Raw genomic sequence first — 22,676 nt, 5'->3', positions numbered from 1 at the left:
GTTGCCGGATGCCAGCCGACTGGACATTCGCATTTGGATTGGTGGTGACGGCGACGCTTGTGGCCTTGGGCTGCCTAGTGCTGCTTGCGGCGTTCCAGAACCGGCGCGCGGCTGCCCCAGCCAGCGTGTTCAGACCCGACACCGCCGAAACCATCTTTCTGTTCGACGGCGAAACCCTGGTCGACGCAACGCCCAGCGCGCGGGCCATGCTGGCGGCAAGCATCGCCCGTGGCGGCAATTGGCTGCGGTTCCTGTCGCGGATGGGGCCGTTGTTTCCCGACCTTCAGGCGCGGCTGCTTACCTTGCCGACCGACGGCCAGTTCATCATGGCATCGCGCGACGGTATCCAGCCTCCGCTGGTTTTGAGGGGCGAGCATCTGGGTGGGCTGACCCGGCTGACGCTGGTCAACACCGATGCAGAGCAGCGCCGCCGCGGCCGCGACAGTGCGTCGGAAGCCGCCCAGCAGCAGGAGGTTTCCGCTCTGCGCAATGTGCTGGCGAACGCGCCGGTTCTGGTCTGGACGGAAAACGCGGCGAGCGACGTGATCTGGGCCAACCACGCCTATCTGTTGCGCGCCGCCGATCTTTTGGAGCCGGGCAAGGACCTGTCGTGGCCGTTGCCGCGGCTGTTTGATCTGGCGGTCTTCAACCCCGCGGCCAAGTCAAACCGCCAGAAACTGGACCTGAAGGATGGCGCACAGTGGTTTGATCTGGTGGTCAGCCCGGCGGGCGACGACCGCATCGCCTATGCCCTGCCATCGAACGCCGCAGTGCAGGCCGAAGGGTCGCTGCGCGATTTCATGCAGACGCTGACCAAGACTTTCGCGCACCTGCCGATCGGCCTTGCGATCTTTGACCGCAACCGGGTGCTGCAACTGTTCAACCCGGCACTGGTCGATCTGACGACGCTGCCACCAGATTTTCTGATTGCGCGGCCCACGCTGACCTCGGTTCTGGATGCGATGCGGGACCGGTCGATGATCCCGGAACCGAAGGATTACCGGACGTGGCGCAAACAGATGATCAAGGTCGAGGAGGATGCCTCCTCGGGCCTTTACGAGGAGACGTGGAGCCTGCCGGGCGGGCAGACCTACCGGGTGATCGGGCGGCCACATCCGAATGGCGCACTGGCCTTCATGTTCGAAGATATCTCGTCCGAAATGTCGCGCACCCGGCGCTACCGGGCGGACATGGAACTGGGTCAGGCGGTGATCGACGCGGTGGACGAGGCGGTGGCGGTGTTTTCGCAAGGCGGACAACTGGTGATGTCGAACCACGCCTATGCGCAGCTTTGGAACCACGACCCGGCCGTGCTTTTGTCTGAGGCCAGCATCGGCACGCTGTCGGGCTGGTGGCGCGACCAGTCCGCCCCGAGCCTTATCTGGGGTGATGCGATGGAATATGTGGTGACGGCAGGCGACCGCGCGGCCTGGGAGGGCGAGGTTCGGCTGCTGGACGGGCGGCTGGTCGGCTGCCGGTTCCGCCCGATCAATGGGGGGGCCACGCTGGTGACGTTCCGGGTAGTTTCGCCGGGCCACATGCCGCTGATGTTGCAGACAAGCGAGCCGTCGCCGCTGTTCGCCTGACCGAAACGGGCTTGCGGTGACGCGCCCGGAAGGTAGACTCGGCGGCATGTCCCTTACCCGCTCCGAAGGTTCCGCGCTGACCCTGTTCCTCGCCACGGAAGAGGACACTACCCGGCTTGCCGAACGGCTGGCAGGCCTGCTGCGGCCGGGTGACGCCGTGCTGCTGGAAGGGCCGATCGGGGCAGGCAAAACCCACTTCGCGCGCGCCGTGATCCGGGCGCGTCTGGGGCAGGCGGAGGAGGTGCCGTCGCCCACCTTCACGCTGGTGCAGACCTATGGCCCGCCTGAGGCCGAGATCTGGCATGCCGATCTTTACCGCCTGTCGCACCCGGACGAGGTGTGGGAGCTTGGCCTCGACGAGGCGTTCGCCACGGCGATCTGTCTCGTCGAATGGCCGGACCGGCTGGGCAGCCATCTTCCACCCAACGCCCTGCACCTGCGCCTGTCGGCAGAAGGCGCGGGACGGCGCGCGATGCTGACGGGAGGGCGGGCTGGCTTGTTGGCGGCATTGGCCAATGCGTGAAGCCACCGCAACAGCGTTTCTGGCGGCGGCTGGCTGGGGGAATGCGGCGCGCGTTCCGCTCGCGGGCGACGCGTCAGCGCGCAGTTACCAGCGGCTGACGCTGGCGGGGCGAACCGCGATCCTGATGGACAACGCGCCGGGCGGCGCTGACGATCCGGCAAGTTTCGTGGCAATCGCCAGGCATCTGCGCAGCCTTTCGTTGTCGGCGCCCGAAGTGCTGGCCGCTGACGTCGAGGCTGGGTTTCTGCTGCTGGAAGACCTTGGCGATGCGGTCTTTGCCCGGCTTTTGGAGGCCACGCCGGAGGTGGAGCTGGCGCTTTACACGGCGGCGACGGACGTGCTTTTGCACCTTCAAGCGCGCGCCGCGCCGCCCGGCCTGCCCAACCTTGGCGCTGCGGAGTGGGCCGAAGCGGCGATGCTGGTGCTGGACTGGTATGCCACTGCCGTGACCGGCAATCGCCCACCGCCCGCTGCGCTGCGCGATACGCTAGGGCGTGCGCTGTCAGAGCTTGCCGATGGGCCGCGGGTGCTGGTCCTGCGGGATTATCACGCCGAAAACCTGATCTGGCTGCCAGAGCGCGCCGGATTGGCGCGGGTTGGTTTGCTGGATTTCCAGTTGGCTCAGATGGGGCAACCGGCCTACGATCTTGTGTCGCTGTTGCAGGATGCGCGGCGGGATGTGGGGTTGGGCACCGAAGCGGCGTTGATCCAGCATTTCGCCGCGGCGACCGGGCAAGACAAGGACAGCTTTTCTGCCGCCTATGCCGCGGTTGGCGCCCAGCGCGCGTTGCGCATCCTTGGCATCTTTGCGCGGCTTTGTCTGGATGGCGGAAAAGCGGGATATGTGCGGCTGATCCCGCGCGTCTGGGACCAGCTGCAGCGCAATCTGGCGCACCCGGCGCTGGCGGCACTGCGCGCAGTCTGCGATAAGCTTTTGCCCCCACCGACACCCGAAGCCCTTTTGCGGATCGAGGCCCAATGCAACCGTCCCCCTACCCGCTTTTGATCTTTGCAGCCGGCTTTGGCACCCGGATGCGCGAACTTTCGGCGGATCGCCCGAAGCCGCTGATCCCTGTGGCCGGACGTCCGTTGATCGACCACGCGCTTGAGGTCGCGCGGCTTGCCGGAGTGGCGCGGCCCGTGGTCAACCTGCACTACCGAGCCGCGCAGATGGAAGCGCATCTGCGGGGGGCTGAGGTGGATTTTAGTCTCGAACATGGCCAAATTCTGGAAACCGGGGGCGGTTTGCGGGCGGCCTTGCCAGTGCTGGGGCCGGGGCCGGTCATGGTTTTGAACAGCGACGCGATCTGGACCGGGCTGAACCCGTTGACGCAACTGATGGCGGCCTGGGATGGCGCGCAGATGGATGCGCTGCTGCTGCTGTTACCGGTGGAGCACACCGCAGCGCATGGGTCCGTTTCGGATTTCCGGTTGGCCGCCGATGGCCGGATCAGCAGGGCGCGGGGTGCGGTGGGGCATGTCTACCTTGGGGCCAGCATGTTGAACCCGGACCGTCTGGCGCATATTCCCGACGACGTGTTTTCGCTGAACCGCCCGTGGGACGACATCATCGCGGACGAGCGCGCCTACGGCGTGGTGCATCAGGGCGGGTGGTGCGATGTCGGCACGCCCGAAGGGATCCGCGCGGCGGAAGCGTTGTTGCGGGCCGGGTCCGATGGCTGAGGGTGCATCGGGGCTGTTCGGACTGCCGCCGGGGGTGGATTTTCCGGCAGAGCTGGTAGCGGGGCTGCGGTCGCGGATGGCCGGAAAGCCGCCCGAAGCGATGGCGCGGGTGACGCTGGTGTTGAACACCCAGCGGATGCGTCGCCGGGTGACCGAGATTTTGACCGAGGCCGGCTGCGGATTTCTGCCGCGCCTTTTGCTGGTGACGGAGATCGGCACCGGGCCGGAGGCGGGTGCCCTGCCAACCGCGATTTCGCCCCTGCAACGCCGGTTGGACCTTGCGGTGCTGCTGGACCGGTTGACGCGTAGCGATGCGGCCCTGTTTCCGCAAGGCTCGCTGTTCGATCTGGCCGACAGTCTTGCCGGGCTGATCGACGAGATGCAGGGCGAAGCGGTTCCGCCGGCACGGATCGCGGCGCTGAACGTGGCGGATCATTCGGCGCATTGGGCGCGGACGCAGGCGTTTCTGGGGATCGTGGCCGAGGCATTGCAGGGCGACGCGCCGGATGCCGAGGCGCGGCAACGGCTGGCCGTGGAGGCGTTGATCGCGCGTTGGCGGGCGGCGCCGCCGACCGAGCCGGTCATCGTTGCGGGATCAACCGGATCGCGGGGCACGACCGCACTTTTGATGCAGGCGGTGGCACGGTTGCCGAGCGGGGCGGTGGTGCTACCAGGGTTTGACTTTGATCTGCCCGACGCGGTGTGGGCCGGCATGGGCGATGCCCTGACGGCCGAGGATCATCCGCAGTTCCGCTTTCGGCGGCTGCTGGACGGGCTGGATCTTGGACCTGCGGCGGTGGCACGCTGGACCGCCGCGCGCCCGGCGGATGCAGAGCGGAACCGCCTGATCTCGCTTTCGCTGCGGCCAGCGCCGGTGACGGACCAATGGCTTACCGACGGGCCAGCGTTGCCGGACCTGATGGAACCGACGCGCAATGTCACCCTGATCGAAGCCCCCTCGGAGCGGGCGGAGGCCACGGCGATCGCGCTGATCCTGCGCGAGGCGGCGGAAACGGGGACGCGGGCGGCGCTGATATCGCCGGATCGCAACCTGACGCGACGCGTGGCGGCGGTATTGGACCGCTGGGGCATCAGACCGGACGATTCGGCGGGCCATCCACTTGCGCTGTCAGCGCCGGGACGGCTGCTGCGCCATGTGGCGGACCTGTTCGGGCGAAAGCTGACCTCGGAGGCGTTGCTGACCGTGCTGAAGCACCCGCTGGCCTTTTCCGGCACGGGGCGCGGGCGGCACCTGATGCTGACGCGCGAACTTGAGTTGCACATTCGCCGGAACGGCCCGGCGTTTCCTGACGCCAACACGCTTACGACGTGGGTGGCGGCACGCAATTCCGAACATGCGGCAGTATGGGCCGAGGTTCTGGCGGGGGCGGTTACAGGGCATGAAAACGTCTCTAACATGGCCCTTCCGGCCCATGTTCTGCGCTTGCGGACGGTGGCCGAGGCACTGGCCCGCGGGTTTGAAGCAAGCGGTGCGGGCGAACTGTGGCAGAAGGAGGCGGGGATCGAGGCGCTGGCGGTGATGAACGAACTTGAGGCGATCACCGACCCCGGACTGCTGCTGTCACCCGCGCAGTTCGCCTCGCTTCTGGCCAACGTGCTGCAACGGGATGTGCGCGAGGCCGTGCTGGCCCACCCGGGCATCATGGTCTGGGGCACGCTGGAGGCCCGGGTGCAGGGGGCGGATCTGGTGATCCTTGGCGGGCTGAACGAGGGGGTCTGGCCCGCGCAACCGCCGCCTGACCCCTGGCTGAACCGGCAGATGCGCAAGGAGGCGGGGCTTTTGCTGCCCGAACGCCGGATCGGCCTTTCGGCGCATGACTATCAGCAGGCGATCGCGGCTCAGCGTGTGGTCATCAGCCGGCCGCTGCGCAATGCCGATGCCGAAACGGTGCCGTCGCGGTGGCTGAACCGGCTGACCAACCTGATGGAGGGGCTGGAGGTGCGCAGCGGAAAGGCCGCGCTTGCGAAGATGCGGGCGAGGGGGGAAGACTGGCTGGCGCTGGCCGCTGCGGTGGAGGCGCCCTTCGCCAAAGTGGAGCCCGCGCCGCGCCCGTCGCCGCGCCCGCCGGTTGCGGCGCGGCCAGCGAAGCTGTCGTTGACGCGGATCGAGACGCTGATCCGCGATCCATACGCGATTTATGCGGGCTATATCCTGCGCTTGCGCAAGCTGAACCCGCTGCGACCGGAGCCGGACCCAAGGCTGCGGGGCGAGGTGCTGCATGAAGTGCTGGAGCATTTCGTCGAGCGCAGCAAGACCGAGCCGCCGACGCGGGCGCTGTTGATCGGTATCACCGATGATGTCTTGGGGCGGAAGGTCGCCTGGCCCTCGGCCCGGGCGGTGTGGCGGGCCCGTCTGGCGCGGGCGGCGGATGCGTTCATCGCGTTTTCGACAGGCACCGGCGGCATTCCGGTGGAGGTTGAAACCGAAGGGTCGATCACGCTGGAGGAGTTCGATTTCACCTTGTTCGGCACGCCCGACCGCATCGACCTGATGCCGGACGGAACCTTGCACCTCATCGATTACAAGACCGGCGCGCCGCCCAGCGAGGAACAGCAAAAGGTGTTTGCAAAACAGCTACTGCTGGCTGCGGCGATGGCGGAAAACGGTGGGTTTGCCAAGCTGGGGCCGACGCCGGTCAGTAAGATCAGCTATGTCGGGGTGAAGGACGATCTGAAGATCGTCGAGACCTCGCTGGAGCGGGAAGCGGTGGCGGAGGTGTGGGCGGGGCTGCACCGCCTGATCGGCGCCTATGCGCGAAAAAGTCAGGGCTACACGTCGCGTCGGGCCATGTTCGAGACTAATTTTGCCTCGGACTACGATCATTTGGCGCGGTTTGGCGAGTGGGATCTTTCGCATACACCAAAGCCGGAGGACGTCGGATGACGCTGAGCGCAGCCGCCTTGCAGCAGATTGCCGCCGCGGACCCCGGCAAGAACACCTGGCTTTCGGCCAACGCGGGATCGGGAAAGACACGGGTGCTGACCGACCGGGTTGCGCGCCTGCTGTTGAGCGGGGTTCAGCCACAGCACATCTTGTGTCTGACCTATACCAAGGCGGCGGCGTCCGAGATGCAGAACCGCCTGTTCAAACGGCTTGGCGAATGGGCGATGAAACCGGATGACGCGCTGCGCAAGGATCTTCTCGACCTTGGCGAGACGGAATTGGCGGCGGAGCGTCTAAGTCTAGCGCGGCAGTTGTTCGCCCGGGCGATCGAGACGCCGGGTGGGCTGCGGGTGCAGACGATCCACAGCTTTTGCGCGACGCTGCTTCGCCGCTTTCCGTTGGAAGCGGGGGTCGGGCCGGGGTTTCGCGAACTGGAGGACCGGGCGGCGCGGCTTTTGCGCAGCGAAATCATCGAGGAGATGGCGGAAGGTCAGGCGGCCGAGCAGTTTCGCCGACTGACCGAGGTTTGCGCCTCCGAGGATTTCACCAAATTGATCGAGCAGATCGCGCGGGAGCGTGCCCGCTTCGCGCGACCTTTGGACTCTGCTGCCGCCCATGCGATCTTTGGCTTGCCCTATCCGGTGACGGATGACCACTTCGTGCGGCTGGCGTTTCGCGGTGACGAGGCGGCGCTGTTCGAGGCGGTGATTGAGGTATGCCGGCGGGAATCGAAGACGATGGTCGATCTGGCGGCGGTGCTTGGGTCGATCAACGTCGCGGCGCCGGGGGCCGCGGACCTTGCGATGGCGTTCGATGCGGTGCTGACCAAGGCAGGAAGCGTGCGGGCAAAGTTTCCGACTGTCGGCGCGCGCAAGGCGCTGGCAGACCGCGCGGACGACTTCGACGCGTTCATGGAGCGGGTCGAGATCGCGCGCGCTGCGATGAAAGCGCGGCGCGCTGCGGAAAAGACGGCGGCGCTGCACGCATTCGCGCGGGAATTCCTGCCGATCTACGAGGCGCGCAAGCAAATGCTGGGCGTGCTGGATTTCGACGACCTGATCGACCGCGCGCGGCTGTTGCTGACCGATCCTTCAATGGCGGCTTGGGTGCTTTTTCGGCTGGATGGCGGGATCGACCATATTCTGGTGGACGAGGCGCAGGACACCAGCCCCGAGCAATGGCAGGTGATCGAAAGTCTTGCGGCCGAGATGATCGCAGGGCTTGGCGCACAGACTCGGCCTAGAACACTGTTCGTTGTGGGCGACAAAAAACAGTCGATCTATTCGTTCCAAGGCGCAGATGTCGCGGCGTTTGACCAGAAGCGCGATCTCTTTTCCACCCGACTTGCCGGCGGAGACAACGGTCTGGCGCAGTTGACGCTGCAACATTCGTTCAGGTCGTCGCCAGCGATTCTGCGGTTGGTGGACGCGACGTTTAGCGGACCGCTGCAAACCGCGCTTGGTGGCGAGGCGAGCCATCTGGCGTTTCACGAAACGCTGGCCGGGCGGGTGGACCTTTGGCCCCCGATCGAGAAGAGCGACAAGGTGGACACCGGCGAATGGTTCGATCCGGTCGATCTGCCGGGGTCGGAAAACCCGCAGGTGCGGTTGGCCGAGAAGATCGCTGACGAGATCGCGCAGATGATCGCCGCCGGGGTGCAGATTCCGCTGAACCCAAGCAAGGACGGCCCGAGCGCCCGCCCGGTGCATGAGGGCGATTTCCTGATTCTGGTCCAGCGCCGGTCGCTGCTGTTTCAAGAGATCATCCGGGCCTGCAAAGCGCGCGGTCTGGCGATTGCCGGGGCGGACCGGTTGAAGCTGGGGGCCGAGATGGCTGTGAAGGATCTGGCGGCGCTGCTGTCATTTTTGGACACCCCCGAGGACGATCTGTCGCTGGCGGCTGTGTTGCGATCACCCCTGTGCGGATGGTCGGAGACCGAGCTATTCAGTCTCTCGCATGGCAGAAAAGGCTATTTGTGGGAGGCGCTGCGCGACGATCCCGGCCATCAGGAGACGCGCGATTTTCTGGCTGACATGCGCGATCAGGCCGATTTCCTGCGCCCCTTCGATCTGGTTGAGAGGGCGCTGCAACGGCATGACGGACGGCGCAAGTTATTGGCGCGGCTGGGGCCAGAGGCGGAGGACGGGATTGATGAGCTTTTGTCGCAGGCGCTGGCGTTCGAACGGTCGGAGGTGCCAAGCCTGACAGGGTTTCTGGTGTGGCTGGCCACCGACGATGTGGAGGTCAAGCGGCAGCTGGACGGAGAGGGGCGGCGCATTCGGGTGATGACGGTGCATGGTGCGAAGGGGCTGGAAGCGCCGATCGTCATCTTACCCGATACGGCGGACCGCAAACCGCAGGACCGTGACGAGGTTTACCGGCTGGACGATGGGCAGGTGGTCTGGAAGGTGCCGGAGGCGGAGAGCCCGGCCCCGATCTCGGCTGCGCGGCAATCGCGCCTGGAGCGGCGGCAGGAAGAAAGCCTGCGATTGCTGTATGTGGCGCTGACGCGAGCCCGGTGTTGGCTGATCATCGCGGCGGCGGGCGACGTGACCAAGGAAGATGCGTGGTACAACCTTGTCAGCGCCGGAGCGGCGGGGTTGAGCCTTGCGCCGCGTGAGGGTGGGGTGCAGCGGCATGAGTTCGGAGTTTGGCCGGAAAACCTTCTTGCGGCGCAAGTTACGCCAAAAGCGCCCGCCATTCCCGGCTGGGCACGTGTAGCGGCGCCAGTGCCGGTAAAGGCGCCTGCCATCCTGTCCCCTTCGGATCTGGGCGGGGCAAAGGGTTTGCAGGGCGAGCCGCTTTTGGACGAGGCCGCCGCCAAGGCGCGGGGGATCGCGCTGCACCTGTTGCTGGAGCGTCTGCCGCTGCTGGACCGCGCGGAGTGGGCCGCGTTTGCGGAAGCTACGGTCAGCGACGCGTTGCTGCGTCAGGATATTCTGGCCGAGGCCGGGATTTTACTTTCGGAGCCGGGGCTTGCGGGGGTTTTTGCATCTGACACGCTGGCCGAGTGTGCCGTGACCGGAGAGTGGAACGGCAGGCGGATGGCGGGGACAATCGACCGGCTGGTACTGATGGCGGACCGCGCACTGATCGTGGATTACAAGTCGAACGCCATCGTTCCCAAGCGCGCCGAGGATGTGCCGGAAGGGATTTTGCGGCAGCTTGGCGCTTATGCGCACATGGTGGGCCAGATTTACCCCGGGCGCCGGGTGGAGACAGCGGTTTTGTGGACGCGGACGGCGGCGTTGATGCCTCTGCATCCCGATATCGTGAGGGCGGCACTGGGGCGTACCACGATCCCTTGACGTTCCTCGCGTCTCTCCCTAGCTTTGGAGGCCGAAATTCCCACAGGAGATCCCGATCATGGGCGCTGCAACCGTCGCCGTTACCGACGCCACCTTTGACGCCGAAGTCCGCCAGTCGGACGTGCCGGTGGTGGTGGATTTCTGGGCTGAATGGTGCGGCCCGTGCCGTCAGATCGGCCCGGCGCTGGAAGAGCTTGCCGCGCAATATGCAGGCAAGGTGAAAATCGTGAAAGTCAACGTCGACGAGAACCCGGAAAGCCCGGCAGTTCTGGGCGTTCGCGGCATTCCGGCGCTGTTCATGTTCAAGGACGGGCAGGTTGTGTCGAACAAGGTGGGCGCTGCTCCGAAGGCGGCGCTGGAAACCTGGATCAAATCGGCGATCTGAGGATCGGCTGAGAGGTTACGAGGGCGGTCCGCTGGGGCCGCCCTTTTGTTTTGCGGCAAGACCACCGATATTGGGGGAAACGAGAGAGGCTTTTCATGACCGACAGCAAGTTTCCCGGATGGCACGGCACCACGATCCTTGCGGTTCGTCGCGGCGGCGAGGTTGTCGTGGCAGGAGACGGGCAGGTGAGCCTGGGCAATACGGTGATCAAGGGCACCGCGCGCAAGGTGCGACGGCTGTCGCCGGGCGGGCACGATGTGGTGTGCGGGTTTGCCGGATCAACCGCGGACGCGTTCACCTTGCTGGAACGGCTGGAGAAGAAGCTGGAAGCCGCGCCGGGGCAGTTGGCGCGAGCCTGTGTCGATCTGGCCAAGGATTGGCGGATGGACAAGTATCTGCGCAACTTGGAGGCAATGCTGATCGTGACCGACGGGCGCGATCTTTATGTCATCACCGGTGCGGGCGATGTGCTGGAACCGGAAAACGATGTGGCGGCAATCGGATCGGGCGGGAACTTCGCGTTGGCGGCCGCGCGGGGGCTGATGGCGACCGACCTGGGAGCAGAAGATATTGCCCGCCGGGCGATGGCGATTGCAGCCGAGATCTGCGTCTTTACCAACGGCAACCTGACGGTGGAGCGGGTCAGGCCCGCCTGACCGCCTTCTTTTCCTGCATGTAGCCCCGCAGAACCGCGTTCATCCGAGTCTGGTAGCCGGGACCCTGTTCCTTGAAGAAGGCCAGAACGTCAGGATCAACCCGCAGCGAGATTGGGATCTTTTGCGGAACCACTTCCTGGACAACGCCAAGCCATTCCGGTTCGGAGTCGTTCAAATCCGGGGGGTCGAAGCCTTTCAGAGGCTCGCCAAGAATAAGGGGATCGGTTCCGTCATGCGACGATCCCGACAGTGCGCGCTTTTCAGCGATGCTCAGGCGTTTGCGGCGTTCTTCGTTCATGGCGGGCTTTCACGACTCAACGACCCTTCGTAAATCGTTGAAAACATTAATGCAAGAAGGTTGATTGACGCGGTGCATATACAGCAAGGCATACAGTATATACCAAGCGTAAATACGGAACTCCTCGCTTGGTTTGATGCGGCAAACCCACTATCTGTGGCGTGCATTCAGTGGATGGTTCCCCGATGACCCCAGATGACATTCGCGCTGCCGTCGCCGCCGGCATCCTGACCGAAGCACAGGCCGCCTCAGTCGTGGCGCTGGCGCATGACCGGGCGGGGAAGCGGGCGGCGCTTCCGGCCGAGGACGAGCCGTTCGAGTTTTTCCGCGGGTTTTCGGAAATCTTCGTGTCAATCGGCTTGGTGATCCTGCTGTCTGGGATCACTGCCCTGCTGGGGTGGTTCGGTGGCGTGGCATTGCTGTCGATTCTGCCATTGATCTGTGCGGGCATCTGCTGGTGGTGGGCGGGATATTTCACGCTGAAGCGGCGGATGAACCTGCCGTCGATGGTGCTGGCGACGGCCTTTGGCGGCGGGATCTATCTGTCGGCAATTACCATTCTGGGGCAGGGCCACGTAAACCTGCGCGGCACGGTGGTCTCGGCCTTCGTTCTGGCGGCGCTGGGGATGGCGGCGTGGTATCGGAAGTTTCGACTGCCGTTTTCAGCCTTCATCCTGGGGCTGTTCGCCTTGGGCGCGATTTACACGCTGACCGCATCGGTCGATTCACTGGGTGGGTTTATTTCGGGCGATCGCAATGGGATGGCGGGGTTCTTTGATCTACGCGAAAGCCCGCAGTTCGCCACCGCTACACTGGTGTTCGGAATCGTGGCCTTTCTGGCCGGCATGTGGTTTGACACCCGCGATCCATATCGGCTGGGTCGTTATGCGGCGACGGCGTTCTGGCTGCATATGCTGGCGGCACCGGCGCTGGTGAATACGGTGGCGCTGACGCTTTACAACACCGGCGGTGCGGGCGGGATCGGGCTCTTGGCGATTGCACTGGTCGTCATCACGCTTCTGGCGCTGGTTATCGACCGGCGGTCGTTCCTGACCGCCGCCATCGCCTATATCGCGCTGGTGATCGGCTGGGTGATGGGTGACAGCGGCGACTTTGGCTCCTGGACCTTTATCCTGATCGCGCTGGGCGCCATTATCACTGCAATCGGCACCTGGTGGGTGCCGCTACGCGCTGCAGTGATGCGCATTCTGCCCGACTTTCCAGGCAAATCCCGCCTGCCCCCTTACGGAAGCACCGAATGACCAACCTGACCCCGCGCGAGATCGTTTCCGAGCTTGACCGTTTTATCATTGGCCAGAACGACGCCAAGCGCGCCGTCGCGGTCGCGCTGAGAAATCGCTGGCGGCGCAAGCGGTTGGGCGACGATCTTCGTGACGAGGTCTATCCGAAGAACATCCTGATGATCGGGCCGACCGGCGTTGGCAAGACCGAGATCAGCCGCCGTCTGGCCAAGTTGGCAAGGGCGCCGTTCCTGAAGATCGAGGCGACGAAGTTCACCGAGGTGGGCTATGTCGGACGCGACGTCGACAGCATCATCCGCGATCTGGTGGACGTGGCGATTGCCGACACGCGGGCCCAGATGCGTGAGGACGTGAAGGCCAAGGCGCAGAAGATGGCCGAAGACCGGGTGATCGAGGCGTTGGCGGGCAAGGACGCCCGCGAACAGACACGCGAGATGTTCCGGGCCAAGCTGAAGACTGGCGCGCTGGACGACACGATGATCGAGATCGACGTGACGGATGCGGCCCCCGCCTTTCCGATGATGATGGGCGGGCAAGGCATGGAACAGATGCAGGGCTTGCAGGACATTTTCGGCAAGGCCTTTGGTGGAAGATCGACCCGCAAGCGGTTGTCGGTGGCCGATAGTTACGAAGTGCTGATCGGGCAGGAAGCCGACAAGTTGCTGGATGACGAGGTGGTGAAGGCCACAGCTTTGGAGGCGGTGCAGGAAAACGGCATCGTGTTTCTTGACGAGATCGACAAGATCTGCGCCCGTGCCGATGCGCGCGGCGCCGACGTAAGCCGCGAAGGGGTGCAGCGGGATCTGCTGCCGCTGATCGAAGGCACGACGGTGTCGACCAAGCATGGGCCGGTCAAGACCGACCATATCCTGTTCATCGCCTCGGGCGCGTTCCATATTGCCAAGCCTTCGGATTTGTTGCCGGAACTGCAGGGGCGCCTGCCGATCCGGGTGGAGCTGCAGCCACTGACCGAGGCGGATTTCGTGCGCATCCTGACGGAAACCGACAATGCGCTGACGCTGCAATACCGCGCGCTGATGGCGACGGAAGAGGTTGCGGTCACGTTCACACCCGACGGGATTGCAGCGCTCGCGCGGATTGCGGCAGAGGTCAATCAATCGGTTGAAAACATCGGGGCGCGCAGGCTTTATACGGTGATGGAGCGGGTGTTCGAGGAGCTGTCGTTCACCGCACCGGACCGTTCGGGGGAAGCTGTGACTGTCGATTCCGCGTTTGTTGAAAAGAATGTCGGCGCGCTGGCGCGGTCGGCTGACCTGTCGCGGTACGTGCTGTGACGGTGATCGCGCCCGCTGCCCCGCGCTGGCCGGATGACTGGCCCCGGTTTGGCATGGGCGGCGCTTCGTTGGGCAACATCTTCGCCGAATATTCCGAGGCCGAGGCGCAGGCGACCTTTGCTGCGGCGTGGGATGCCGGGGTGCGCTACTTTGACACCGCGCCTTGGTACGGGCACGGGCTTTCGGAGCATCGACTTGGCACGGCGTTGTGGAATTTCCCACGAGATCAAGTGTTTGTCTCCACCAAAGTGGGGCGTATATACGAGCCTGCAAGACGCGGAGAAGACGCGCGGGTGCAGTGGAAGGGCGGGCTGAATTTCGCTGTGCGGTACGATTACTCCGCTGATGGCTTTGCCCGGTCTTTCGAGCAAAGCCAATTGCGCCTGGGGCAGCCTTCGGTCGATGCGCTGATCATCCATGACTTGGATCAGGACTATCAGGGCGCGGCGTTTGAAGGGCATATGGCGGCGCTGGTGGGCTCCGGGCTGGCCTATCTGCACGGGCTGAAGGCCGCGGGCGTGATTTCGGCGGTCGGCATGGGGATGAACACGCTGGCAGATTTCGCGCGCATCGCACCGTGGATCGATGTGGATTTCTTTCTGGTGGCAATGCCTTACACGCTTGCCGATCAAGCCGCCCTGCACGGGCCGATGGCCGAATGCGTGCGGCGGGGGATCAAGGTCGTGCTGGGGGCGCCGTTCGCGTCTGGATTGCTTGCAGCACCTTCGGCCCCCGGGGTGATGTATGCCTATCAGCCCGCGACGCCCGAGATGGTAAGCAAGGCGCTGGCGATCGAGGCGGTGTGCCTGCGTCATGGGGTGCCGCTGGCGGCGGCGGCGTTGCAGTTTCCGTTGCTGCACCCTGCGGTCGTGTCAGTCATTCCCGGCGCGGTAAGCCCTGAGCAGGTTCGCAGCAATGCGGCCAACGTGGCGTTGGCGATCCCGCCGCAGCTTTGGGTGGATCTGAAGGCTGCGAACCTTATCGACCCTGACGCCCCGACCGGTGCCTGAGTGAGCGACGACGCCACCACGCCGATGATGGCGCAGTATCTGGAGATCAAGGCGCAGAACCCTAGTGCGCTGTTGTTCTACCGGATGGGCGATTTTTACGAGATGTTCTTCGATGATGCTGTCGCAGCCTCGGCAGCGCTGGACATTGCGCTGACGAAGCGGGGGTTTCATCAAGGCGAGCCGATCGCGATGTGCGGCGTGCCGGTACATGCCGCCGAGGGGTATCTGCTGACGCTGATCCGCAAGGGCTTTCGCGTGGCAATTGCAGAACAGCTGGAAGATCCGGCGGAGGCGAAGAAGCGCGGCTACAAGGCGGTGGTGCGGCGTGATGTGGTGCGGCTGGTTACGCCCGGCACGCTGACCGAGGATTCACTGCTGGAGGCGCGCCGGCATAACTTTCTGTGCGCCTTTGCCGAGGTGCGCGATCAGGCGGCGCTGGCCTGGGCTGATATCTCGACCGGCGAGTTCCGGGTAATGCCGTCAAGCCTGGCCCGGCTTGGCCCCGACCTTGCACGCCTTGCTCCGCGCGAGGTGTTGGTGAGTGAGGCGCGGGAGCGTGAAATAGTCTCTAACATCGCGGAAATGGGTGCTTCTGTGACGCCGTTGTCGCGCGGCAGCTTTGACTCTGCGGGGGCAGAAAAGCGGCTGTGCGAGATGTTTGGCGTGGGGTCTCTGGATGCGTTCGGCAGCTTTGACCGGGCCGAAGTTTCGGCGATGGGGGCATTGGTCGACTATCTGCATCTGACGCAACGGGGGCGTTTGCCGCTGATGCGGCCGCCAGTGAAGGAGTTGCAGGGCGGCACCTTGCAGATCGACGCGGCGACGCGGCGCAATCTTGAATTGACCGCTGCACTTTCGGGCGGGCGCGAGGGATCGTTGCTGGCGGCGGTGGACCGGACGGTGACTGCCGGGGGCGCGCGGTTGCTTGAACGCAGGCTTTCCGCACCGTCGCTTGACCTTGGGCTGATCCACCGGCGTCTGGAGGCGGTGAAGGCGCTATGCGAGGACGCCCGGTTGCGCGAAACCCTGCGGGACGCGCTGCGGCGGGTGCCGGATATCGACCGCGCGTTGTCGCGGATTGCGCTGGATCGCGGCGGGCCGCGTGATCTGGGGGCTATCCGGGCGGGGCTGGAGCAGGCGGAGCGGATTGCGGGGCAATTGGCGGACGCGCCAGCGCTTCTGGTTAAGACGGCGGAGGCCTTGCGCGGGCATGAGGCGCTGGTGGCGCTTCTGGACCGTGCGCTGGTGGCCGAACCCCCGCTGTTGGCGCGCGACGGCGGGTTCATCGCGACGGGATATGACGCGGAGCTGGATGAGACGCGGTCCTTGCGGGACGAGGGGCGCGGCGTGATCGGGCGGATGCAAGCGGAGTATGTCGCGCTGACGGGCGTGTCGGGGCTGAAGATCAAGCACAACAACGTGCTGGGCTACTTCATCGAGGTGACGACTACGCATGAAGACCGGATGCGTGCGATGCCGGAAACCTTCATCCACCGGCAAACGACGGCGGGTCAGGTGCGCTTTACGACGGTTCCGCTGAACGAGATCGAGACGCGCATTCTAAATGCTGGAAACCATGCGCTGGAAATTGAAAAACGTCACTATGATGGCCTAAAGCGCGAGATTCTGGCGGCTGCGGGGCCAATCGGACTGGCAGCGCGGGCGCTGGCGGAGATTGACCTCACGGCAGCCTTTGCCGATCTTGCGGCCGCCGAAAGCTGGGTTGAACCGGTGGTCGATGCCAGCCGCGCCTTTGTGGTCACGGGCGGGCGGCATCCGGTGGTGGAGCGGGCGCTGAGGCGACAGGGCGCCGGGCCGTTCGTAGCGAACGATTGCGCGCTGACCGAGGCGGAGACGCCGGCGATCTGGCTTTTGACCGGGCCGAACATGGCGGGTAAATCCACATTCCTGCGGCAGAACGCGCTGATTGCACTTCTTGCCCAGGCGGGAAGCTTTGTACCAGCCACATCAGCACGGATCGGGCTGGTCAGCCAGCTGTTCAGCCGGGTTGGTGCGGCGGATGATCTGGCGCGCGGACGATCGACCTTCATGGTCGAGATGGTGGAGACGGCGGCGATCCTGAATCAGGCGGATGACCGGGCGCTGGTTATTCTGGACGAGATCGGGCGCGGAACGGCGACCTATGACGGGCTGTCGATTGCCTGGGCGACGCTGGAGCATCTGCACGAGGTGAACCGCTGCCGCGCGCTGTTTGCCACGCATTACCACGAGATGACGGCCTTGGCGGGGAAGCTGGCCGGGGTGGAAAACGCCACCGTCAGCGTGAAGGAATGGGAAGGGGACGTTATCTTCCTGCACGAGGTCAGGAAAGGCGCGGCGGACCGTTCCTACGGGGTGCAGGTGGCACGGCTAGCGGGGTTGCCGGCAAGCGTGGTTGAGCGGGCGAAGGTGGTTCTCGAGGCGCTGGAGAAGGGCGAACGGGAGGGTGGCAAGCAGGCGGCGCTTATCGACGACCTGCCACTGTTCCGGGCGGCCCCAGTGGTTGCGGCGCAGGCAGCGCCGAAGCAATCAGTGGTGGAAGCGCGGTTGCGCGATGTTCACCCCGACGAGCTTACGCCCATCGAAGCGCTGCGGCTTATCTATGAAATCAAGGGCTTGCTGTAGCTATTGCGGATTTGACGATACGCCAACCTGTGCGGGGCGCAACAGGCGGTCGTGCAGCAGGAAGCCTTCGGTCATCACCTGGATGATCTGGCCGGCCTTGGTGCCCGCGACGGGCGCCTCGAACATTGCCTGATGCGTCTGCGGGTCGAAAACCTCACCAATCTCGGGCGCAATCGGGGTCATGCCGTGGCGGGTCATCACGGTGATAAGCTCACGCAGGGTCAGTTCCACCCCCTCGATCAGAGCCGAGGCGGCGGCGCGCTGGTCGTCGTTAACCGCGTTCAGCGCGCGCTTGAGGTTGTCGAACACCGGCAGAAGATCGCGGGCCAGGCGCGTGCTGCCATACTGTTCGGCTTCGCGACGATCACGGTCGGCACGCTTGCGCGAGTTTTCCGCATCAGCCAGCGCGCGCATGAACTTGTCACGCAGATCGTCGCGCTCGGCCTTCAGCGCCTCGATCTCGTCATTAGCCGCGGCCATATCCGCTTGATCCAGCTCCATCTCTTGCGGAGCGGTTTCTTCCTGCGCCATCTTAACGTCCTCGTCTTCGTTTCAGCCCTTGCCCCGATCCGAGACAAGGCGGCCCACCAGTTGGGCGGTGTAGTCAACGATCGGGACGATCCGGCCATAGTTCAGCCGAGTCGGACCAATCACGCCCACCGCACCGATGATTTTCCGATCAGCGTTCATATAGGGAGAAACCACCAGACTTGAACCGGAAAGTGAAAAAAGCTTGTTCTCGGAGCCGATAAAAATGCGCACGCCCTCGCCCGTCTCGGCCAGACCAAGGAATTCCGCGATGTCGCGCTTGCGTTCGAGGTCATCGAAAAGGGTGCGAATCCGGTCAATCTCGGACGCGTCGGAGACGTCTTCTATCAGGTTGGAGCGGCCCCGCACCAACAGGCGTTCCGAGCTTTCCCCCGCATTTTCCCACAGCGCGATGCCACTTTCGACAAGATCACGGGCGAGAGCGTCGATTTCCTGACGCCGCTGGGCGATTTCCTTGGCGATCGAGCGGCGCAGATCGGTGAGAGTGCGGCCTTCGGCAAGGGCGTTGAGGAAATTCGCGGCCTCGCGCATCGAAGAGGGCGTCTGGCCGGGGGGTGGGGTGAAGATTCGGTTTTCCACCTGACCGTCTGCGAAAACCAGCACGACGAGCGCGCGGTCCGGCGCCAAGCTGACAAATTCGATATGCCGGATTGGCGCTTCGCGCTTTGGTGCAAGAACAAGGCTGGCGCCGCGAGTGATACCTGAGAGGGCCGCGCCGACCTGATCGAGAAGGGTGGACACGTCTGGATCGTTGCCGCCCATCGTCGCGTCGATCTTTTCTTGGTCTTCGGGGGCGACCGAGCCGATTTCGAGGAGGCTGTCGACAAACATCCGCAATCCCAGTTGCGTCGGAACCCGACCTGCCGAGACATGCGGGCTGTCGAGGAGGCCGAGGTATTCCAGATCCTGCATCACGTTGCGCACGGTGGCGGCAGAGACTTTTTCCGTGAGGGTGCGGGTGAGGGTGCGGGAACCGACAGGGCCGCCGGAACTGAGATACTGTTCCACCACAAGGCGAAACACCTCGCGGGTGCGGTCGTTCATGTCTGACAGGATCGTGCTTGCGTCGGTCATCGCAGGTGCGTTCGGGGTTGCATCAATGGTCCTTGCTTGCGTATGTGTCCGCGTCTCATGGAAAGGTCGGCTCATGCGCCCGTCAGGCAGGAAGTTAAGTGAACTGCGGCCGGTTTCAATCGAAACCGGCGTGATGAAGCACGCGGAAGGGTCTTGCTTGATCAAGATGGGCGAAACCCATGTGCTGTGCTCGGCCACGATCGAGGACAAGCCGCCGCCGTTTTTGAAGAACACCGGGCAAGGCTGGGTGACAGCGGAATACGGAATGTTGCCGCGCGCCACAAACAGCCGCACCCGACGCGAGGCGGCTGCGGGAAAACAATCTGGTAGAACGCAAGAAATTCAACGTCTTATCGGTCGATGTCTGCGGGCTGGTGTCGACCGGAACGCGCTGGGCGAGCGGCAGATCGTCATCGACTGCGACGTATTGCAAGCGGATGGTGGCACGCGCTGTGCGTCGATCACTGGCGGATGGGTGGCATTGCGGCTTGCGGTGCGCAAGTTGATGGCGTCTGGCGTGGTGGTCAGCGACCCGATGCTCGACCATATCGCGGCGGTGTCTTGTGGCATTTATGCCGGCCAGCCGGTGCTTGATCTGGACTATGCCGAAGATTCGACGGCCGGAACCGATGGCAACTTCGTGCTGACCGGTGCCGGGCGGCTAGTGGAAGTGCAGATGTCGGCCGAAGGCGCCTCGTTCTCGCGGCAGGAAATGTCGGAGTTGCTGGATCTGGCACAGGCCGGGACCGATGCGCTGGTGGCTGCGCAGAAAGCCGCGCTTGGTCTTTGATGCGCCTCGGGCAGGGTGACAAGCTGGTTCTGGCCACGCACAACAAGGGCAAGCTTGAGGAAATCTCGCGGTTGCTGGAGCCTTATGGGGTGAGTGTGGTCAGCGCGGGCGATCTGGGCCTGGTCGAGCCGGAGGAAACCGAGACGACCTTTGTCGGCAACGCACGGATCAAGGCACATGCAGCGGCAGTGGCGTCGGGACTGCCGGCGCTGGCGGACGATTCCGGGCTGAGCGTCGAGGCCCTGGGGGGGGCGCCGGGGGTTTATACCGCGGATTGGGCCACTACAGAGACTGGTCGTGACTTTGACCTCGGCATGCGGCGGGTGTGGGATGCATTGCTGGCGGCCGGGGCGGAGGAGCCTTGGCGGGCTGCGTTTCATTGCACGCTTGTTTTGGCATGGCCCGATGGATCGGACCGGGCGTTTGAGGGGATCATGCAAGGACGGCTGATCTGGCCGCCGCGAGGCGACCAAGGGCACGGGTTTGACCCGATGTTCGTGCCGGACGGACAAGAGATTACCTGCGGCGAGATGGACCGATGGGAGAAGAACCAAGTCAGCCACAGGGCAGACGCGTTTCGTAAAATGGTTGCGGAGTGTTTTGCGTGACGCCGGAGAATGCAGGCGGGAAGGATTGGCGCAGCGCGGGCTTCGGTCTATATCTGCACTGGCCGTTCTGCCAATCGAAATGTCCGTATTGCGATTTCAACAGCCACGTCGCCACCAGCATTGACCAAGGCGACTGGCAGACCGCCTACCTGCGTGAGATCGACCGGGTTGCCGCCGAGACCAAGGGGCGGGTTCTGAACACGGTGTTCTTCGGTGGCGGAACGCCGTCGCTGATGCAGCCGTCGCTGGTGGCCGCCATTCTGGAACGTATTGGTCAGTCTTGGGCGCTGGCCAATGATCTGGAAGTGACACTGGAGGCCAACCCAGGTTCGGTCGAGATCGGCCGCTTTGAGGGCTATGCGGCGGCCGGGGTGAACCGGGTTTCCTTGGGAATTCAGGCGCTTGACGACAACTCTTTGCGCCGGCTCGGACGGCTTCACTCAAGCGATGAGGCGCGGCGGGCGATTGGAATTGCCCAGGATGTGTTCGACCGGGTGAGCATTGACCTGATCTATGCGCGGCAGGATCAGAGTCTAGGCGATTGGGAGCGGGAGCTTTCAACGGCGCTTGGCCTTGGGACAGACCATATCTCGCTTTACCAGTTGACGATCGAGGATGGCACCGTTTTCCAGCGGATGCATGCCCAGAAGCTGCTTGGCGGGTTGCCGGATGAAGACCTTTCGGCGGACATGTTCGAACTGACCCAAGGTATGTGCGACGCGGCGGGACTGCCGGCCTATGAAGTTTCGAACCATGCGAAGCCCGGGGCGGAGTCGCGGCACAACCTGATTTATTGGCGGATGGGTGACTATGCCGGGATTGGACCGGGCGCGCACGGGCGCCTGACCTTGGGCGACGCGCGGCTTGCAACCGAAGCGCCGCGCAGTCCCGGCAAGTGGCTCGATGACGTGTTGGGCGGGAGGCCGGGCGAGATGCCGCGGGCGCGCCTTTCGGGTACCGAGCAGGCGGTGGAATATCTGATGATGGCGATGCGGCTGCGGGAGGGCGCGTCATTGGCTTGGTACGGGTCGCTGGCGGGCGAGGAATTGCCCGCGGCTGCGGTTGCCGAACTGGCCGACCTCGGCATGATCGAAGTCAGGGACGAGACCATGCGCGCCACGGCGCAGGGTCGCATGGTGTTGAACGGAGTGCTGCGCGCGTTGTTGGCAGGACGGCAGTCCGCGCGCTAATAATCGCTCATGTCCGCATCCCTTGGTATAAGGGAAAGGATGCGGCACAACATATCGAGGTCATCGAGAGAATTGTAGCGAATGATGAGTTGGCCTTTGTCACCACCGGGTTCGTGCATGATCTGAACCGGCATCCGGAGATTGGCCGAAAGGTCGGCTTCGATTGCCAGAGTGTCGGCGTCTTTCTGGATCTGCCGACCGCGCGGCCCCTGCCCGCCTTTGCCGCGCGGAACTGCGCTGGCGCGCACCAAAGCTTCGGTTTCACGAACCGAGAGGCCTTTGCCGACCACCCGTTTTGCCAGATCAAGCGGGTCCGGGCAGCCGATCAGCGCGCGGGCGTGGCCTGCTGTGAGGGTACCGGCGCGAACCATCGACTGCACCTCATCCGGCAGCTGGAGAAGGCGGAGGAGGTTGGCCACGTGGCTGCGGCTGCGGCTGAGCGCTTCGGCCAGCTTTTCCTGCGTGTGGCCAAAGCGTGTCATCAGCTGGCGAAATCCGAGCGCCTCTTCGATTGCATTCAGATTCTCGCGCTGGATGTTCTCGATGATCGCGATTTCGAGCACTTCTCCGTCGGTCAGATCACGGACGATGACCGGAACTTCGTGAAGTTGGGCGAGCTGAGCGGCCCGCCAGCGCCGCTCGCCGGCGACGATCTCGAATTTTCCAGTCTCGCCTTTGGCGCGGACGATAAGGGGTTGGATGACGCCCTTCTGCCGGATCGAATCGGCGAGGCTTTGAAGCTCTTGCTGACCAAAGTCGATTCGCGGCTGCTGCGGGTTTGGCTCAAGATTTTCGACCGGAACCAGCTGTTCGCTTCGGCGGTCGCCGGCGACCGAATCAGCACTGGACAGGTTCACATCCGCCATCAGAGCCGAGAGGCCACGGCCTAGGCCACGTTTTTCATCTTTTCGGGTCACGGAACCAAGCCT

General features: G+C 64.3%; 19 protein-coding genes. 15 read left to right on the top strand and 4 right to left on the bottom strand.

Features of this window, described 5'->3' with window-relative positions:
• Nucleotides 1–8 precede the first annotated feature (8 nt).
• The 8 genes from ACROUL_RS01540 (at nucleotide 9) to hslV (ending at nucleotide 11,046) form a co-directional block, all read left to right on the top strand.
• Nucleotides 9–1,586 carry a PAS-domain containing protein gene (locus ACROUL_RS01540; RefSeq protein ID WP_431297802.1) on the top strand — a complete coding sequence of 526 codons (1,578 nt, stop codon included), beginning with the start codon at nucleotides 9–11 and terminating at the stop codon, nucleotides 1,584–1,586.
• Nucleotides 1,587–1,632: 46 nt separating this feature from the next.
• Entirely contained in the window at nucleotides 1,633–2,109 is a 477-nt protein-coding gene (gene tsaE / locus ACROUL_RS01535; RefSeq protein WP_431297801.1) for a tRNA (adenosine(37)-N6)-threonylcarbamoyltransferase complex ATPase subunit type 1 TsaE, read from the top strand.
• Entirely contained in the window at nucleotides 2,102–3,115 is a 1,014-nt protein-coding gene (locus ACROUL_RS01530; RefSeq protein ID WP_431297800.1) for an aminoglycoside phosphotransferase family protein, read from the top strand. Before tsaE ends, ACROUL_RS01530 begins: the two co-directional genes overlap by 8 nt.
• The gene (locus tag ACROUL_RS01525; protein WP_431297799.1) at nucleotides 3,088–3,792 is read left to right on the top strand and encodes a nucleotidyltransferase family protein; all 705 of its coding nucleotides are present in this window, start codon (nucleotides 3,088–3,090) and stop codon (nucleotides 3,790–3,792) included. Before ACROUL_RS01530 ends, ACROUL_RS01525 begins: the two co-directional genes overlap by 28 nt.
• A complete protein-coding gene (gene addB, locus ACROUL_RS01520) occupies nucleotides 3,785–6,697 on the top strand; it encodes a double-strand break repair protein AddB (RefSeq protein ID WP_431297798.1) in 2,913 nt (970 codons plus the stop codon). Before ACROUL_RS01525 ends, addB begins: the two co-directional genes overlap by 8 nt.
• On the top strand, nucleotides 6,694–10,005 hold the full coding sequence (addA, locus tag ACROUL_RS01515; protein WP_431297797.1) for a double-strand break repair helicase AddA: 3,312 nt from the start codon (nucleotides 6,694–6,696) through the stop codon (nucleotides 10,003–10,005). Before addB ends, addA begins: the two co-directional genes overlap by 4 nt.
• A gap of 58 nt (nucleotides 10,006–10,063) precedes the next feature.
• Nucleotides 10,064–10,390, top strand: a complete 327-nt coding sequence (gene trxA, locus ACROUL_RS01510; protein WP_431297796.1) for a thioredoxin — start codon at nucleotides 10,064–10,066, stop codon at nucleotides 10,388–10,390.
• A 95-nt stretch (nucleotides 10,391–10,485) separates the two neighbouring features.
• Complete coding sequence (gene hslV, locus ACROUL_RS01505; RefSeq protein ID WP_431297795.1) at nucleotides 10,486–11,046, top strand: ATP-dependent protease subunit HslV; 561 nt, start codon at nucleotides 10,486–10,488, stop codon at nucleotides 11,044–11,046.
• Here the strand turns inward: hslV and ACROUL_RS01500 are convergent.
• On the bottom strand, nucleotides 11,033–11,344 hold the full coding sequence (locus tag ACROUL_RS01500; RefSeq protein WP_431297794.1) for a BrnA antitoxin family protein: 312 nt from the start codon (nucleotides 11,342–11,344) through the stop codon (nucleotides 11,033–11,035). The two genes, hslV and ACROUL_RS01500, sit on opposite strands and share 14 nt — an antisense overlap.
• A gap of 185 nt (nucleotides 11,345–11,529) precedes the next feature.
• Between ACROUL_RS01500 and ACROUL_RS01495 the strand changes: the two genes are divergently transcribed.
• Genes ACROUL_RS01495 through mutS form a run of 4 tightly spaced genes read left to right on the top strand, consistent with a single transcriptional unit; the run spans nucleotide 11,530 to nucleotide 17,536 of the window.
• A complete protein-coding gene (locus tag ACROUL_RS01495) occupies nucleotides 11,530–12,606 on the top strand; it encodes a hypothetical protein (RefSeq protein WP_431297793.1) in 1,077 nt (358 codons plus the stop codon).
• Complete coding sequence (gene hslU, locus ACROUL_RS01490) at nucleotides 12,603–13,901, top strand: ATP-dependent protease ATPase subunit HslU (RefSeq protein WP_431297792.1); 1,299 nt, start codon at nucleotides 12,603–12,605, stop codon at nucleotides 13,899–13,901. The genes ACROUL_RS01495 and hslU overlap by 4 nt, the downstream gene beginning before the upstream one ends.
• Nucleotides 13,898–14,911, top strand: a complete 1,014-nt coding sequence (locus tag ACROUL_RS01485; protein ID WP_431297791.1) for an aldo/keto reductase — start codon at nucleotides 13,898–13,900, stop codon at nucleotides 14,909–14,911. Before hslU ends, ACROUL_RS01485 begins: the two co-directional genes overlap by 4 nt.
• 24 nt (nucleotides 14,912–14,935) lie before the next feature.
• The gene (gene mutS / locus ACROUL_RS01480) at nucleotides 14,936–17,536 is read left to right on the top strand and encodes a DNA mismatch repair protein MutS (protein WP_431301220.1); all 2,601 of its coding nucleotides are present in this window, start codon (nucleotides 14,936–14,938) and stop codon (nucleotides 17,534–17,536) included.
• Here mutS and ACROUL_RS01475 read toward each other — a convergent pair whose 3' ends face one another.
• Entirely contained in the window at nucleotides 17,537–18,067 is a 531-nt protein-coding gene (locus ACROUL_RS01475) for a nucleotide exchange factor GrpE (RefSeq protein WP_431297790.1), read from the bottom strand.
• Nucleotides 18,068–18,088: 21 nt separating this feature from the next.
• Nucleotides 18,089–19,159, bottom strand: coding sequence for a heat-inducible transcriptional repressor HrcA (gene hrcA / locus ACROUL_RS01470; RefSeq protein WP_431297789.1), 1,071 nt, complete (start codon nucleotides 19,157–19,159; stop codon nucleotides 18,089–18,091).
• A 73-nt stretch (nucleotides 19,160–19,232) separates the two neighbouring features.
• Here hrcA and rph point away from each other — a divergent pair, with 73 nt between their 5' ends.
• Genes rph through hemW form a run of 3 tightly spaced genes read left to right on the top strand, consistent with a single transcriptional unit; the run spans nucleotide 19,233 to nucleotide 21,747 of the window.
• Nucleotides 19,233–19,949: a ribonuclease PH gene (rph, locus tag ACROUL_RS01465; protein ID WP_431297788.1), complete on the top strand. Its 717-nt coding sequence runs from the start codon at nucleotides 19,233–19,235 to the stop codon at nucleotides 19,947–19,949.
• Entirely contained in the window at nucleotides 19,949–20,557 is a 609-nt protein-coding gene (rdgB, locus tag ACROUL_RS01460) for an RdgB/HAM1 family non-canonical purine NTP pyrophosphatase (protein WP_431297787.1), read from the top strand. Before rph ends, rdgB begins: the two co-directional genes overlap by 1 nt.
• On the top strand, nucleotides 20,554–21,747 hold the full coding sequence (gene hemW / locus ACROUL_RS01455) for a radical SAM family heme chaperone HemW (RefSeq protein ID WP_431297786.1): 1,194 nt from the start codon (nucleotides 20,554–20,556) through the stop codon (nucleotides 21,745–21,747). The genes rdgB and hemW overlap by 4 nt, the downstream gene beginning before the upstream one ends.
• On the opposite strand, the gene ACROUL_RS01450 is transcribed toward hemW, so the two are convergent.
• Entirely contained in the window at nucleotides 21,744–22,664 is a 921-nt protein-coding gene (locus ACROUL_RS01450; RefSeq protein WP_431297785.1) for a ParB/RepB/Spo0J family partition protein, read from the bottom strand. The genes hemW and ACROUL_RS01450 overlap by 4 nt on opposite strands.
• Between the last annotated feature and the right edge of the window lie 12 nt (nucleotides 22,665–22,676).

The organism is Tabrizicola sp. BL-A-41-H6, assembly GCF_050632395.1.
In the GTDB taxonomy this organism is placed as follows: Bacteria; Pseudomonadota; Alphaproteobacteria; order Rhodobacterales; family Rhodobacteraceae; genus JAUYQR01.
This window is presented reverse-complemented; position numbering and strand designations above follow the sequence as displayed.